The sequence below is a fragment of the Streptomyces sp. P9(2023) genome (assembly GCF_032436795.1).
Classification (GTDB): Bacteria; Actinomycetota; Actinomycetes; order Streptomycetales; family Streptomycetaceae; genus Streptomyces.
The window spans coordinates 18972-33550 of the sequence record NZ_JAUPWM010000047.1 but is presented as its reverse complement, the minus strand read 5'-3'; the positions used below and the strand labels follow the sequence as shown (position 1 = coordinate 33550).

The window sequence follows — 14579 nt, the reverse complement described above, 5'->3', positions numbered from 1 at the left end:
CCGTGGATGCGGGCCCGTGAGGCGCCGCCAGGATGGCGTGTCCCTGACATGCGCCGGCTGAGATAGTGGCCCTGCGCGGACGCACGCACAAGAGCGCATGCAGAAGAGGCGCCCGCGGCCGCACGGCCACCGACGCCCCTCGCCCCCTTCCCGGCGGAAGGAAGCCCGGGTCAGCCCTCGACCAGCCGCCGCTCCCCCGCCGGGACGGCGGTGTCCAGCGTGTTCCCGGGCGGCGGGAACGGGCAGATGAAGTGGTCCGCGAAGGCGCACGGCGGCAGCAGCGCGCGGTTGAAGTCGACCGTCACCGACCCGTCCGGCGCGGGCGCGGCCGGACGCAGGAACCGGAACCGGTAGCTGTCCCGCCCGCTGGTGGCGTCCGCGAAGACCGCCCACAGCGTGCCGTCGTCCTCCACCGCGACCCGGAGGGTGTGCACGGCGCCGTGCAGCTCGAAGGAGAGCTCGCCCGCGAGCCCCAGCCCCCGCTCCTTCCCGTCCGCGTTCTCCACCCGGATGTTCCGGGACGTCTCGTACGCCCGAAAGGTGCCGGGCACCACGAAACGCTCGTCGTACGGGGTGACCTCGATGCCCCGGAAGGCGCGCCGCGCCGTCGACTCCGGGTCGAAGTCCCGTACCGCCCACAGCCCTTCGCGGCGCAGCACGACGAGCCGCCGGCCGGCGGACTCGGCCCGGGACTCGTGGATCGGGGCGTGGTCGGCGGTGAGCCGGACGCTGCCGATCAGGGGCTTGCCGTCGACGGTGACGGCGTCCTCGGCGCCGGCCGTGAGGACCACCTCGTCGCCCTCGTCCCGCCACCGCCCGGGAACGGCCGGAATTCGACCCTCCGGGTAGTCGGAGAGCCAGTACGTGCCGGTGAGGGAGAGCGGACCGTACGACGAGGAGACCGTCGCCGTGCGCTGCTCGTGCCAGTGCTGCCAGTCCCGCCGGGGATCGGTGCTGTCGGTGCTATCCGTGCTCATGGTGTTCCACCCTTCCATACGGGTCGGGGAAGCCCCGGATGCGACGCAGGAGGGCGAGCACGGTCCGTGCGGTGGCGTCGTTCTGCCGGATCGTCAGGTCGTCGGTGCCGGGCCGGGTGAACCCGCCGGGCCCGCGCGCGTCGGTGTGCGGTCCGAGCGCGAAGAGCCGGGGGTACGGCACGCCCGCCCGGTCCAGGACGCGGCCGTCGGCGGGGTCGACGGCGAGGAGCCCCGCCGGGGTCGCCGCCGCGCCGTCGGCGTGCAGCGCCCGCAGCAGCGGGTCCCGGGTGGTCAGGACCGTGGGTTCCGGGAGCCGGGCCTCGACGAGGGCGCGGGCCTCGGTGACCCGCCCCGGCAGCGTGGGGCTCCGGGCGCGGAACACCCCGCCCTCGGCGGTGATCCGGAGGTCCGCGCCGAGGAACCGGACGACACCCGCGCGGGAGAGCGCGAGCAGGTTCCGCAGCCTGGGGTCCGGCGGCCCGGATGCCAGGCAGCTGAAGAAGCCGTGCCACCAGGTGCCGATGTCGCCGAGCCGCGCCAGCTGACCGTAGACGGAGAGCAGGGCGTGGGAGAGGACGAGGTCGGGGCTGTGCGCCGGGTCGCGGCGGCGGGCGAGGTCGTCGGCGATGTACCCGCGCAGGTGCTCCTGGAGCGCTGCGGCGGAGGCGTGGCGCACCCCGGCGAGGGGGCGGTCGAGCGCGGCGAGGTCGAGCCGGTCGGCGGGGTCGGGCACGGCGGAGACGGCGAGGGCGTGGGCTTCGGGACCGCCGGACGGGCAGGCGGCGTGGGCGCGGTCGAACTCCGCCCACGGGATCCGGGTGCGCTCGGGGTGCGCGGTGAAGAGGCGGTGGTAGTGGGCGAAGGAGAGCTCCTTCTCGACCAGCGGCCAGACGTCCCGCCGGAAGTCGAGCCCGCCGGGCCTGGCGAGGAGCCGGTCGATCTCCGCCGGCCCCAGGTGGCGCGGCAGCGGCGGCCGTTCGCCCACGAGCGGGTACTGGATCTTCGCGTGGTACGGGACGCCTCGCCGCGATCCGACGTACAGGACCGGCTCCCGCCCCGACGGCAGGTACACCCCGTCCTCCCCGTACCGCCCGCCGCGCCCCTCGGTGAGCAGCACCATGAGGTCGACGAAGGCGAGGCCCAGGCCCCGCACCAGCACGGGCGCGCCGGGCGCGAGCCGCGACAGGTCGCTGTCGGCGGTGAAATCGGGCGGCAGATGCACGAGCCCGTGCCGCGCGGCATGGCCCGCCAACGCGATCTGCTCGTGGTCGGGTTCCGTGTCCAGGTGACCCTGGGCGAGGACGACGGCATCGGCGGCGAGCGGCGCGTCGACGCCCTCCAGCCGGACCGCCTGCCGGCCGTGCCGGGCCCCGGTGACGCGCAGCGCCCGGCGCGGGTGGTGGTGGACGACGACCCCGGGCGGCAGGGCGGCGACGGCCCGCTCGTACACCCAGCGCAGATAGCCGCTGTGCGTACGGCGGCTGACGAAGGCCCGCCCGTCCCCGCCGGCCCACTCGTGCACGGTGGGTCCCGGGAGGACGGGCCCGGCCATCTCCACGCTGCCGTCGGGGAACATGGTGACGTCCCGCGCCTGCGAGTTCATCCGGAGCAGCGGCGACTGGTCGTGCCGCCATATCCGGCCGCCGCCGGGCGGGTACGGGTCCACGACGTGCAGGTCGAGGCGGGAACCGTCGTACAGCTCGGGCAGGTTGGCGGCGATCCGCTCCAGCACGCCGGTGCCGCGCGGCCCGGCACCGACGATCACCAGCGAGCGCGTCACCGCCCGGCACCCGCCCTTCCGACGAGACTCAGCAGTCGCATCCGCAGCAGTCGCACCCGCAGTCACCGCAGTCGCAGTCCCGGCAGCACCCCTCGCGCTTCTTCCGGGACCACGGCCCCTCGTACTCCTTCGCACAGCACATCTGGCAGGTGCAGAACAGCCAGGTGAACGCGGCGCACCCGGCGAGGAACCCGCGCGGCTTCGGCCGCTGCGGCCCCTCGCCGCCGAACTGCGGCGGCAGCCCACCAGGACCACCGGGACCTCCCGGACCGGCCGGCCCACCCGCCCCGCCGTACGGGCCGTTCCCGTACGGGTTCCCACCACCGTTCCCGTACGGATTGCCGCCCGCGTACGGGTTCCCCGGCACCGGACCCTGACCCGGCCCCGGTGTCCCGTGCGAGCAGCTCGTCGTGCCGAAGGCGCGGTCGACCGAGGCCTTCAGCTCGTGCGCGAGCAGCACGTGCACCAGCCGGCCGTTCACGAACTCCGCGTCCCGCAGCGCCAGGCGTATGCCGTGGAGCGCGTCGTCCGCGAGTCGGCGGGCCTCGGCGAGCGAGGTGCCCGTCGCGGCGAGCGGGTTCCAGGCGCCCGCCGCGGCGTCGGCCTCCCGGTCCTCCACGGCGTCCAGCAGGTGCGCGAGCCGTCCGAAGAGCCGGCCCGCCTCGGCGAGCGGCACGGCGTTCCCGGGCCGGCGGGCGAGGACGGCGGTGTGCGCGAAGGCGGCCGCGGTCGCCGTCTCGGTCGGCTCGGTCACGGCGAGCAGCGGTGTGCCGGGCCCGGCGAGCGTCTCGATCCCGGTCTGCCGGTCCACGGCGTCCACCAGGACGGCGGTGTCGAAGCCGAGCGCGTGCCCGGTCCGCGCGCCCGCCCGGTCCCAGGAGCGGGCGACCCGGCGGGCCGCCGCGGCGACCGGCCGGCGCGCCAACAGCCCGTCCCGGTCGGCGACGTGATCCCGTACCTTCGCCGAGGCGAGGACCAGCGAGACGGCCGCCGCGAGCCGCGCGCCCTCGCCGCGGGCCACCGGAGCGGTGCGCATCCCGCGCAGCGGGCACGGACCGGCGGTACGGCGTCCGCCGTCGGCCAGGCCGGTCTGAGCCTCCGTCAGAACCGAGACGATGAGCCCGTCGTAGTTGGTCACCACCCGGGCGAACTGGCCGTGGTCGGCCCGAAGTGCCAGGCAGAGGCCGCAGAGATGGGCCATCCACTCGACCTTGAGGCCCTCGCCGAGCCGGTGCGTGCAGGGCCTGACTATTCCGAACAAGAGACTCCCCCGTGAGTCGCGCGCCCGTGCGGGCAATGGTGTTGCGGGCATCGTATCGAGGCGTCCCGTTCACCCGGACGCTCCGACCGTCACCCTTCTGGCCCGACTTTCATATTTTAAGTTGCACAGCCCCTCCGGAACCTCCGTCAGGCCCCGTATACCGCAAGATTCCTGACGAATCGCCAGAAACAGGGCCTCACTTTCTGCACCAGTACCGTCACGAAACCCGAGCGCGCCGACTATCCACTTGGCGCGCGATCCGCATCATGGACGACGATAGGGATTGCGGAACCACAAGTGACCGCGCTGAAAGGAGGCGTCCATGGGATCGGTGCGTAAGGCGAGTGCCTGGCTGGGACTCGTCGAGGACAACGACGAGCGTTACTACGACGACGAGTACGCCGAGGGTAACGAGAGCAGCGACGCCTGGGTGACGGACCCCCGGGTCCGGGTGGCGTCCGACTCGGCCCAGGTGCAGGGCCGCCGGATCGCGACCGTCTCCCCGGACGGGTTCCGGGACGCCCGGGGCATCGGCGAGCTCTTCCGGGACGGCGTCCCGGTCATCGTGAACCTCACGGCCATGGAGCCCTCCGACGCCAAGCGCGTGGTGGACTTCGCCGCCGGTCTCGCCTTCGGTCTGCGCGGCTCGATCGAGCGGGTGGCGACGCGGGTCTTCCTGCTCACCCCGGCCGACACGCAGATCATCAGCGGGGACCCCTCGGGGCGTCGTGCACAGGATGGTTTCTTCAACCAGAGCTGAACCCGGGGCCGCCTCCTGGCGGCGGCTCCGGGAGCCGCTCCACCGATCGCCGGCCGGTGCCACCGGCGCGCTTCAGTGCGCCGGGCGACCGGAAGCGGCGGGCTCGACCGGCTCGCGGGTGGCCGGCACCCGCACCTCCCCGGCGACCGCCTCCTTCGCGACCGCCTCCTTCGCGACCGCGCCCTCGGGGACCGGGACACACAGGTCCTCCGGATCCACCGTGCACTCCATGACGCGCGGCAGCCGCAGCGCCATCAGCGCCCCGAGAAGCAGCAGCCCCGCGCTGACGAACAGCGTGACGTGCAGGCCGTCCACGAAGGCGTGCCGGGCCGCGTGGTACAGCGCCGCGCCGGCCGTGCCGCCGAGCTGGTCGGCCACCTGATACGCCTCACCGAGCGAGTTCGCGGCGGCCCGGCTCGCGTCGGCCGGGACCCCGGGGACGGCGGACAGGCCGGGGGCGTACGCCGCGTTCATCACACTGCCGAGCAGTGCGATGCCCATGCCCGCGCCGAGCTGGTACGAGGTCTCCCCGATGGCCGCCGCGCCGCCCGCGCTCTCCGGCGGGGCCTCGCTGAGCATCGACTCGTACGCGGAGAAGAGGGTGGTCTGCAGTCCGAAGCCGAGCAGCACGAAGCCGCAGGTGAGCAGCAGCGGCCGGTCGTGCTGGCCCATCAGGACGAGCAGCAGCACGGCGGCGGCGGTGAGGACGAAGCCCCAGCCGACCATCCGGCGCGGTCCGATCCGGCGCAGGGTGTACGAGCCGGTGGCGCCGGCCGCCATGGCGGCGAAGGTGAGCGGCAGCAGCCGGAGCCCGGTCTCCAGGGGGCTGAGCCCCAGGACGAGCTGGAGGTACTGGACGGCGATCAGCTCCAGGCCGACCAGGGCCAGCATGGCGAGCACGATGCAGCCGACGGAGGTGGTGAAGGCGGCCCGGGAGAACAGCCGCATGTCGATCAGCGGGTGCGCCCGGCGCTTCTGCCGCCGTACGAAGAGGATCAGCAGCGCCGCGCCGAGGAGCAGCGGGCCGCAGGTCTCCGGTGCGAGCAGGTTCTCGCCGGCGCCGATCCGCTTCACGCCGAGGACCGCGCCGAGCACACCGGCGGCGGCCATCAGCGCGCCGAGGACGTCCCACGGGCCGCCGGCGCGGCCCTTGGACTCGGGGAGCAGCCAGCGGCCGAGCGGCAGGATCAGCGCCATCAGCGGGATGTTGATCAGGAAGACCGAGCCCCACCAGTAGTGCTCGACAAGGAAGCCGCCGAGCACGGGTCCGGTGGCGGCGCCTATCGCGGCGACCGCCGTCCAGATGCCGATCGCGGTGGCCCGCTCGCGCCGGTCGGGGAAGACCGCGCGGAGGATCGAGAGGGTGGCGGGCATGATCATCGCGCCGCCGACGCCGAGGAGGGCGCGGGCGCCGATCAGGACCTCGGGTGCGGTGGCGAGGGCGGCGACCGCGGAGGCGACGCCGAACAGCGCGTAACCGAGGAGCAGGACCCGCCGTCTGCCGACCCGGTCGCCGAGCGTGCCGAAGAGGATCAGCAGCGCGGCACAGATCAGTGGGTAGGCGTCGACGATCCAGAGCAGCTCGGTGGAGCTGGGGCGCAGGTCCTCGGTGAGGGAGGGGACGGCGACATGGAGCACGGTGGCGTCCAGCGCGACCAGCAGCAGGCTGACACAGAGGACGACGAGGACGACCCAGCGGTTGGCACCGCCGCCGGCGGCACGGAGCCGTGCTCCGGCCGTGATCGTCCGCTGCATGTACGTACCTCCCAGTGAAGCCCTCGCACTCGGCGGGCACCGGCCGGGTTACGGGTCCCCGGGGCGGCCCGGCATCGACGGGCGAGCGAGCCGTCAGCGTACGCGAGTTCAAGGCCCGAGCGCGTGGTGCAGCTCTCACCCCGGCGGGCCGTCCGGTGTGGCGTACGCCACTCCAGCAGAGCCGCGCGTCGCGCCGAATTCCATCCGTACAACCGTTTGGGAAATTTCCGTGACGTACAAACAGACTTCCGGAAAGTCGACTGCGCCCGATAGGGCACAAGGTCATCGGATTCTCAGACAGACGCCAGGAATAGACCCCGGGCTGAGACCCAACCCACATCACATCGTCATCACGAAGACACCGGATCGACCAAGGTCGACACTCACTCCCTGTAACGTCGATTGGGTGCGTACCGACATCTTTGCCCGGCTGGACCGGGAGCCGGAACCGCCGAAGATAGAGGTCCCGCGGATGACCCGCACGCGTCTCGCCCTCTTCGGCGGGACGCTGGCGTTCTATCTCGCCATCGTCGTGGCCGTGCTGCTCTCGACGTGGCTGGTGACCCTCGACTGGAAGATCATGCTCTTCCGGCCCTATCAGCAGTGGCCGGACCTGCACGCCTTCCTCGACTACTACGTCGTCCTCGGCCAGCGCGGCCCGACCGCCGTGATGGTGGCGGCCTGGCTGGGCTGGCGCTCCTGGCGCCAGCACACCCTGCGGCCACTGCTCACCCTCGGTGCCGCGCTGCTCCTGCTCAATGCCACCGTCGGCGCGGTCAAGCTCGGCCTCGGCCGTCTCGGCCCCCACTACGCGACGCAGGTCGGCTCCGCCGAGCTCTTCGCGGGCGGCGATATATTCCCGTCCGGACACACCGCCAACGCGGTCGTGACCTGGGGCATCCTGGCCTATCTGGCGACCACCCCGCGGGCCCGGCGCTACCTCTCGGCGCTCTCCGCCGTGGTCGCGCTCGGGGTGGGCCTGACCACCGTCTACATCGGGACGCACTGGCTGAGCGACGTGCTGCTCGGCTGGGCCGCCGGGCTGCTCATCCTGCTGGCGCTGCCCTGGTGCGAGCCGCTGATCAGCCGCGTGGAGAGCCTCGTGCTCAGCGCCCGCGACCGGCTGCGCGAGCAGCTGCGGGCCCGCCGCCGGCTGGTTCCCTCGCTGCCCGTGGCGACCGGTGGACCGCGCCCCACCACGCTGTACCCGCCGCGTCCGGCCGCGGCCGAGGAGCCGGTCCGGGAGACCGTCGGCGCCCACAGCGGACGGACCTCGTCCGCCGCGCGCGGGGAGGGCCGGCTCGCCCCGCCGCTCACCGCCGCCCCCCGGGCGCACGCGGGACACGCCGGGCACGGCGCGCGCTCGGAGCGGACGCCGGTCACCCCGGCCGGCAGCCGTCGCCCGCCGCACTCGCGGCCGCTCACCGGCGGCTGACGGACGCGGAGCACGACCGTACGAGGAAGGGCCCCGGCAGCGCGCCGGGGCCCTTCCTCGTATCGCCGGCTAACCGAGCCAGCAGCGCGTGACGGTACCGTCCGTCACCTCGAAGTTGATACGGCCCTCCAGGTACTCCATCGTGATGATCGAGCCCGGCGGCAGGGATCGGACCACGCTCCAGCCGCGGTCCCGGGCGCGCCGTTCGGCGTCCTCCCGGTCGAGCCCCACATAGTCTTCGGGCGGTACGGAGAAGGTCGGCTTGGGTGTCATGCACCTCACGTTAGTCCGTTACCGGTCACGCTTGTGTCACAGGTTCTCGACATATGTTTGACACGCCCGCGGTCACCCGTAAGGGCAGTTTCCGACCGAATCTCCATTAATTCCGGGCCCCTTCCGGCAGTTCCCACGATGACCTCCGGAATTCCGTCCCGCAGTCCGGACGGGCGAATTCAAGGGTGCGCGGCGACCTCACCGTATTCACGATCTCCCCGCATGACGCGCACACGTTCGGCCGACCGGAGCAGCACGGCGGCCCGCCTCCCGCCTCCCCGTCCCCGGGGCACGCATCATGTCCGGACGATCGGACCACCGGAGGCATCGATGGGCACCGACACCGCGACCGCGGCCGTCGAATCACCTCGGAAACGGCATGGGCGGGTCCTGATCGACTGGCTCACCACGACCGACCACAAGAAGATCGGGCACCTCTACCTGGTCACCTCGTTCCTCTTCTTCCTGGCCGCCGGCGTGATGGCGATGCTGATGCGGGCCGAGCTGGCCCGCCCCGGACTCCAGCTGCTCGACAACCAGCAGTTCAACCAGGCGTTCACGCTGCACGGCACGATCATGCTGCTGCTCTTCGCCACGCCGACCTTCGCCGGCTTCGCCAACGAGCTGGTGCCGCTCCAGATCGGCTCCCCCGACGTCGCCTTCCCGCGGCTGAACATGTTCTCGTACTGGCTGTTCCTCTTCGGCGGCCTGATGGTGCTCAGCTCGCTCCTCGTACCGAGCGGACCCGCCGCCTTCGGCTGGACGGCCTACGCCCCGCTCAACAGCCTGGAGCGCTCCCCCGGCATCGGCGTCGACCTGTGGATCTTGGGCCTGGCCCTTTCCGGCTTCGGCACGATCCTGACCTCGGTGAACTTCCTGGCGACGATCGTCGGGATGCGGGCGCCGGGCATGACGATGTTCCGGATGCCGATCTTCACCTGGAACGTCCTCTTCACCGCGATCCTGGTGCTGATGGCCTTCCCGGTGCTGGCCGCGGGGCTGCTCGTCCTGGAGTCGGACCGGCGGTTCGGCTCGGTGGTCTTCCAGCCCGAGAACGGCGGGGCTCTGCTGTGGCAGCACCTCTTCTGGTTCTTCGGCCACCCCGAGGTGTACATCATCGCGCTGCCGTTCTTCGGCATCGTCAGCGAGATCATCCCGGTCTTCGCCCGCAAGCCGATCTTCGGCTACGTCACCCTGATCGCCGCGACCATGGCGATCACCGGACTCTCGGTGGTCGTGTGGGCGCACCATATGTTCGCCACCGGGGCGGTGTTGCTGCCGTTCTTCTCGCTGCTGTCCTTCCTGATCGCGGTGCCGACCGGGGTGAAGTTCTTCAACTGGACCGGCACGATGCTCAAGGGCTCGCTCTCCTTCGAGACGCCCATGCTCTGGTCGGTCGGCTTCCTGGTGTCGTTCCTCTTCGGCGGACTGACCGGGGTCATCCTCGCCTCGCCGCCGATGGACTTCCAGGTCACCGACTCGTACTTCGTCGTGGCCCACTTCCACTACACGGTCTTCGGCACGGTCGTCTTCGCGATGTTCGCCGGCTTCTACTTCTGGTGGCCCAAGTTCACCGGCAAAATGCTCGACGAGCGGATCGGCAAGGTCCACTTCTGGACCCTCTTCGTCGGCTTCCACATGACGTTCCTGGTGCAGCACTGGCTCGGCGCGGAGGGCATGCCCCGGCGGTACGCGGACTATCTGGACGCCGACGGGTTCACCGCGCTCAACACGGTCTCCTCCATCGGCGCGTTCCTGCTCGGCTCCTCCACGCTGCCGTTCCTGTACAACGTCTGGGTCACCGCCCGCTACGCGCCGAAGGTCGAGGTGGACGACCCGTGGGGGTTCGGCCGCTCGCTGGAGTGGGCGACGTCCTGCCCGCCGCCGCGCCACAACTTCGACGCCGTCCCGAGGATCCGCTCCGAGTCCCCGGCCTTCGACGTGCACCACCCGGAGTTCGCCACCTTCGAGCGGATGCGGCTCACCGCTCCGAACGCTCCGACCCCTCCGAGCCCTCCGAGCCCTCCGAGCGCTCCACCGCGCGGGAAAGCCGGTCCCTGAGCATCCGGACCCAGACGTCCAGTTCCCTCGGGGCGACGACCTCGAACTCCACGCCCAGCATGAGCACATGGACGACCATGCCCGCCAGGCTGCCCGCGCCCGCGCGCAGCAGACAGGCACCGTCCCCGTCCGGTTCCAGGACCCCGTCCATCGGGCCGACGGCCGAGGCGGCCTCGGCCAGCGGGACGTGCAGCCGGATCGTCGCCTCGGTCGCGTAGGCCGCCCCGGAGATGCCCTTGGCGACATAGCCGGCCAGGTCCTCGGCGGGCGGCTCGCGGGGCGGGAAGCGGGGGCCGTGCGGCGGCTTCGGGGCGATCCGGTCGACCCGGAACGTACGCCAGTCGGCCCGGTCGACGTCCCAGGCGACCAGGTACCAGCGTCGATCGGTGCAGACGAGCCGGTGCGGTTCGACCGAGCGAAGCGAGATGGGGGTCCCCCCGGCCGAAGGCTGGGGGAGGGTGGTCGCGCCGCCGTGGGCGCGGTACTCGAAACGGAGCCGCTCGCTGTCCCGGCAGGCGTTGGCGAGGTCGGTCAGGACGGCCGGGTCGACCTGGGTCGCCGGGGCGCGCAGCATCGGCACGGTGAAGGCGTTGAGCGTGCTCACCCGCCGCCGCAGCCGGCCGGGCAGCACCTGCTCCAGCTTGGCCAGGGCGCGTACGGAGGCCTCGCCGATGCCCTCGACGCCCTGGCCGGCGGCCGTCCGCAGCCCGACCGCGACGGCGACGGCCTCGTCGTCGTCGAGCAGCAGCGGCGGCAGTTCGGCACCGGCGCCGAGCTGGTAGCCGCCGCCGGTGCCGGGGCTGGCGTTGACCGGGTAGCCGAGCTCGCGCAGCCGGTCGACGTCCCGCCGTACGGTCCGGGTGGTGACCCCGAGCCGGTCGGCGAGGTCGGCGCCGGACCACTCGCGATGGGCCTGGAGCAGCGAGAGCAGACGCAACAGCCGTGCGGAGGTGTCCAACATGGGGCCGAGTCTGCCAGCCGTCGCGGACGGAAACGGTCCGCGACCGCGGCGGTGTGCTCAGCGGAAGCGGCGGACGAGCACCCCGATCCGGCGCTTCAGTTCGTACCCGGCGTCGACCAGGGTGCCGACGGTACGGTGCCGGGCCTCGCTCAGCCGGCCGTGGGCGCGGCCGCTCGGGCCCCGGGCCACGAGCTCGCCCCAGATCTCCTCGTGGCGGGCCGCGATCCGGGCCGGGTCGAACCGCTCCGACGCGGCGAGTGCGGCCCGCGCGGTCTTGGCGCGCAGTTCGTCGTCCTCGATGAGTTCGCGCAGGGCCCGGGAGACGGCGGAGACGTCGTCCACGGGCACCAGCCGTCCGTCGACACCGTCCTCGATGATCTCGCGGGGGCCGTACGGGCAGTCGGTGGAGACGACCGGCAGGCCGCACCGCATGGCCTCGACGATGGTCATGCCGAAGGACTCGCGGCGCGAGGTGACGGCGGCGATCGAACCCTTGGCCCACTCGGGCTCCATCGGGTTGGCCGTGCCCATGAGGAAGACGTTCTCGCCGAGGCCGAGCCGCGCGATCTGGCGGGCGAGCGCCGGCTTCGTGTTGCCGCCCTGGTCGCCCGCGCCGTAGATCCGCAGCTTCCAGTCGGGGTGGGCGGCGGCCACCTCGGCGAAGGCGTCCACCAGCACGTCGTACCGCTTGACCGGGGTCAGCCGGCCGGCCGCGACGACGATCTTCGAGGCGGGGTCGGCGGGCGGAACGCTCGGCGCGGGCACGCTGTTGGGCACCGCGTCGATCCGTACGCCCGGCAGGCTCAGCCGGGTCCGGTACGAGCGGGCGTCGGCCTCGGTGACCGTCGTGACGGCGTCCAGGACCGCGTACCGATGGGCGATCTCCCGGCGCAGCCGGTAGGTGTGGCCGTCCAGGATCAGGTGTTCCTGGCCGACGAGGACCGGGCCGCGCCGGGTCTGCCGGGCGAGGTGGACGTTGAGTCCGGGCCGGGTCGAGACCACCACGTCGGCCTCGACGGACGCCAGATGCGCGCCGATCCGGGCGTCGGTGAGGGCGCTGTACTGCTTCCACCGGCCGTCGCCGCGCGGGAAGACCCGGGCCGGCTCGGCGATGTCGGGGTGCTCGCCGTCGTAGTCCGGGCTGTCCTTGCGCAGGTCCACGAGGTGACGCAGGGTCACACCGGAGGGGACGCCCAGGACCGGCCGGTCCCGGTGCCGGAAGACGGAGACGATCTCCACCTCGTGCCGCTCGGCGAGGACCTGGGCCAGGGTGAACGTCGTCCGGATGGTTCCGCCGATGTGGTAGGCGTTGTGGAGCAGGAACGAGATGCGCATCGGGCTGCCGATTCCCCCGGTAATTGGTCGGTGAAGGGCGACTGTACTGCCCTGCCCCTCCAGGTTGACGGCCGGTGTCCGCGCGGCCGGTGTCTTCACGGCCGGTAGCCGAGCTGGGGGACGGTGGCGCAGTTCGTGTTCATGTCGCCCTGGGTGACCCAACCCCGGCCGTCCTGCCAGCGGGCGACGGACAGACAGGTCTCCCGGGTCTTCGGCGGCTCGGCGAGCTTCTCGAAGCGGACGGGCAGCAGCAGTCCGCGGGCGGTGTACGGCTCGGGCCGGTTCATGTACGCCTCGACGCAGCCGCGGGTGAGCCGGTCCCCGCAGGAGAGCGCCGCGTCCGTGAACCACATGGCGGCCGCCCAGCCCTCCAACTGCCACTGGGACAGCGGCCGGTCGCCCATCGCCGCCCGGAACTCCCGTACCGCCGGGTGCCCGGTGTCCTCGTAGTTGCGGCTGGAGCCGGTGACGAAGAGCGCGGCCCGGCAGGTCGGGGAGTCCGCGTAGTCGCGCGGCACGGTCGAGGACCAGTTCTGCACGTTGGTCACCTTGGCGGTGACCCGCACGTCCAGCGCCTCCATCGCCTCGCAGAGCCGGGCGTTGCCGTGGGTGTCCAGGGCGTCGAAGACGAGGTCGGCGCCCTGGGCCCGCAGATCGGCCGCGACGGCACGGAAGTTGGGCAGCGCGAAGTCGACCTGCTCGTCGACGACCTTGTACCCCTCCGCGCGCAGCCCGTCGGAGATCGACCGGGCGTACGCCGTCGAGGCGGCCTGGTTGTAGGCGACGACGGCGGCGGTACGGGCGCCGTGCTCGCGCTTGAACCAGCGGTAGACCTCGGTCCCGCCGTACAGGACGCCGTCCCAGCCGGGCGCCTCTCCGGTGCGCGGGGCGAGGCTGCCGTAGATCCCGTACAGATGCGGATAGGTGTCGTACGCGGCGGTGAGCGGCTGGCCTCCGATGTCGGGGACACCGGCCTTCGCGACGAGCGGTGCTCCGGCGTAGTCGAGGGCGGTGGTGGCGACAAGCGCGAAGACCTTCCGTTCGTTGATCAGCCGGTGCACGCATTCGTTGTTGCCGACCCCGCTGCCGCCGTCGTCGCAGGTGACGACCTCGACCCGGCGCCCGTTCAGTCCGCCGCGGGCGTTGAGGGCGTCGAACCAGGCGCGGGCGCCGTCGCGCGGGCCGGTGAGCGCGTCGCCGCCGACGGGGCTGGTGGCGCTGGTGATGAGGCCGATCCGGAGCGGCTCACCGCCGGAGGGGAAAGTGGCGGTGGGCCGCGTCTCGAACGCGCGCTCCGGGAGCCGGCTGCCGCACGCCGTGGCCAGGGCGAGCAGCGCGGCGAGGAGCAGCGCCCCGCCTGCCTCAGCAGCCCTGGACGGGGACACCGCTGAGCTGCACGAGGCCGCAGAGGGTCTTCACGGACACCTTCCAGGTGTCGTTCTGGAGGACGGACGTGCCCTTGGCGTCGGGCAGGGCGGGGGTGCCGCCGACGAGCAGGTCGTAGGTCACGTTCGCGTCGTTCGGCGAGGTGAACTCGATCTGCTTGACCTTGGCGGTGGCCTGGCCCGCGGCCTGGTCGCCCTTGAGGGCGTCGATGACGGGCCGCAGCCGCTCGCCGTTCTCCAGCAGGTTCACCTTCTCCTCCACCGGGGTCTTCGGGTCGAAGAACGCCATCCAGTTCTTGGTGATCTCGGCCCGGGCTGCGGCCGGGTCGACGGGCCGGTCGGCCGGGACGGACCGCGTCCCGGTGGCGACCGGGTCGCCTGCGACGTCGTCGTCGCCGCAGCCCGCGAGGACGGGCGTGAGCACCAGGACGGAGGCGGCGGCGAGAGCCGCGAGAGAGGAGCGGGGGCGCGTACGTCCACCGCTTCGCTTGAGAACCATCTGGCTCACCACCGGGTGTCCGTCAGGGCCGGGCGGCCTGATGATTCCAGGGTGAGCCGGTTCCGGACATAGCGCAATAAAGAGAGAATAAAGGGTG

Annotated in this window: 12 protein-coding genes; 3 read left to right on the top strand and 9 right to left on the bottom strand. The window is 72.5% G+C overall.

Annotated elements, in window-relative coordinates; translation table 11 throughout:
* Positions 1–170 precede the first annotated feature (170 nt).
* From Q5762_RS33540 to Q5762_RS33530, 3 genes are read right to left on the bottom strand one after another with little or no spacing between them, the layout of a single operon-like run.
* Positions 171–977 carry a DUF1684 domain-containing protein gene (locus tag Q5762_RS33540; protein ID WP_315896074.1) on the bottom strand — a complete coding sequence of 269 codons (807 nt, stop codon included), beginning with the start codon at positions 975–977 and terminating at the stop codon, positions 171–173.
* Positions 964–2757 carry an FAD/NAD(P)-binding protein gene (locus Q5762_RS33535; RefSeq protein ID WP_315896073.1) on the bottom strand — a complete coding sequence of 598 codons (1794 nt, stop codon included), beginning with the start codon at positions 2755–2757 and terminating at the stop codon, positions 964–966. Before Q5762_RS33535 ends, Q5762_RS33540 begins: the two co-directional genes overlap by 14 nt.
* A 28-nt stretch (positions 2758–2785) precedes the next feature.
* Entirely contained in the window at positions 2786–4018 is a 1233-nt protein-coding gene (locus Q5762_RS33530) for a DUF5685 family protein (RefSeq protein ID WP_315896072.1), read from the bottom strand.
* A 322-nt stretch (positions 4019–4340) separates the two neighbouring features.
* On the opposite strand from Q5762_RS33530, the gene Q5762_RS33525 reads away from it, so the two are divergent.
* Complete coding sequence (locus tag Q5762_RS33525; RefSeq protein WP_315896071.1) at positions 4341–4778, top strand: cell division protein SepF; 438 nt, start codon at positions 4341–4343, stop codon at positions 4776–4778.
* A gap of 72 nt (positions 4779–4850) precedes the next feature.
* Here Q5762_RS33525 and Q5762_RS33520 read toward each other — a convergent pair whose 3' ends face one another.
* Entirely contained in the window at positions 4851–6533 is a 1683-nt protein-coding gene (locus Q5762_RS33520) for an MFS transporter (RefSeq protein ID WP_315896070.1), read from the bottom strand.
* Positions 6534–6939: 406 nt separating this feature from the next.
* Here Q5762_RS33520 and Q5762_RS33515 point away from each other — a divergent pair, with 406 nt between their 5' ends.
* Positions 6940–7968 carry a phosphatase PAP2 family protein gene (locus Q5762_RS33515; RefSeq protein ID WP_315896069.1) on the top strand — a complete coding sequence of 343 codons (1029 nt, stop codon included), beginning with the start codon at positions 6940–6942 and terminating at the stop codon, positions 7966–7968.
* A 69-nt stretch (positions 7969–8037) separates the two neighbouring features.
* On the opposite strand, the gene Q5762_RS33510 is transcribed toward Q5762_RS33515, so the two are convergent.
* The gene (locus Q5762_RS33510; RefSeq protein WP_315896068.1) at positions 8038–8241 is read right to left on the bottom strand and encodes an I78 family peptidase inhibitor; all 204 of its coding nucleotides are present in this window, start codon (positions 8239–8241) and stop codon (positions 8038–8040) included.
* Between the two features lie 330 nt (positions 8242–8571).
* Here Q5762_RS33510 and ctaD point away from each other — a divergent pair, with 330 nt between their 5' ends.
* Positions 8572–10302, top strand: coding sequence for a cytochrome c oxidase subunit I (gene ctaD, locus Q5762_RS33505; RefSeq protein ID WP_315896067.1), 1731 nt, complete (start codon positions 8572–8574; stop codon positions 10300–10302).
* Here the strand turns inward: ctaD and Q5762_RS33500 are convergent.
* The 4 genes from Q5762_RS33500 to Q5762_RS33485 form a co-directional block, all read right to left on the bottom strand.
* Positions 10223–11263 (bottom strand): YafY family protein, encoded by a 1041-nt coding sequence (locus Q5762_RS33500; protein WP_315896066.1) that lies wholly within the window; start codon positions 11261–11263, stop codon positions 10223–10225. The two genes, ctaD and Q5762_RS33500, sit on opposite strands and share 80 nt — an antisense overlap.
* A gap of 57 nt (positions 11264–11320) precedes the next feature.
* Positions 11321–12598, bottom strand: a complete 1278-nt coding sequence (locus tag Q5762_RS33495) for a glycosyltransferase family 4 protein (RefSeq protein ID WP_315896065.1) — start codon at positions 12596–12598, stop codon at positions 11321–11323.
* 95 nt (positions 12599–12693) lie between these two features.
* The gene (locus Q5762_RS33490) at positions 12694–13983 is read right to left on the bottom strand and encodes an ABC transporter substrate-binding protein (protein WP_315896064.1); all 1290 of its coding nucleotides are present in this window, start codon (positions 13981–13983) and stop codon (positions 12694–12696) included.
* Positions 13961–14482 (bottom strand): hypothetical protein, encoded by a 522-nt coding sequence (locus tag Q5762_RS33485; RefSeq protein ID WP_315896063.1) that lies wholly within the window; start codon positions 14480–14482, stop codon positions 13961–13963. The genes Q5762_RS33490 and Q5762_RS33485 overlap by 23 nt, the downstream gene beginning before the upstream one ends.
* Between the last annotated feature and the right edge of the window lie 97 nt (positions 14483–14579).

Bases quoted from the DNA above. Each gene is read 5' to 3' on its own strand.
- Q5762_RS33540 (WP_315896074.1), bottom strand. From the start codon at position 977: ATGAGCACGGATAGCACCGACAGCACCGATCCCCGGCGGGACTGGCAG.
- Q5762_RS33525 (WP_315896071.1), top strand. From the start codon at position 4,341: ATGGGATCGGTGCGTAAGGCGAGTGCCTGGCTGGGACTCGTCGAGGAC.
- Q5762_RS33520 (WP_315896070.1), bottom strand. From the start codon at position 6,533: ATGCAGCGGACGATCACGGCCGGAGCACGGCTCCGTGCCGCCGGCGGC.
- Q5762_RS33510 (WP_315896068.1), bottom strand. From the start codon at position 8,241: ATGACACCCAAGCCGACCTTCTCCGTACCGCCCGAAGACTATGTGGGG.
- ctaD (WP_315896067.1), top strand. From the start codon at position 8,572: ATGGGCACCGACACCGCGACCGCGGCCGTCGAATCACCTCGGAAACGG.
- Q5762_RS33500 (WP_315896066.1), bottom strand. From the start codon at position 11,263: ATGTTGGACACCTCCGCACGGCTGTTGCGTCTGCTCTCGCTGCTCCAG.
- Q5762_RS33495 (WP_315896065.1), bottom strand. From the start codon at position 12,598: ATGCGCATCTCGTTCCTGCTCCACAACGCCTACCACATCGGCGGAACC.
- Q5762_RS33485 (WP_315896063.1), bottom strand. From the start codon at position 14,482: ATGGTTCTCAAGCGAAGCGGTGGACGTACGCGCCCCCGCTCCTCTCTC.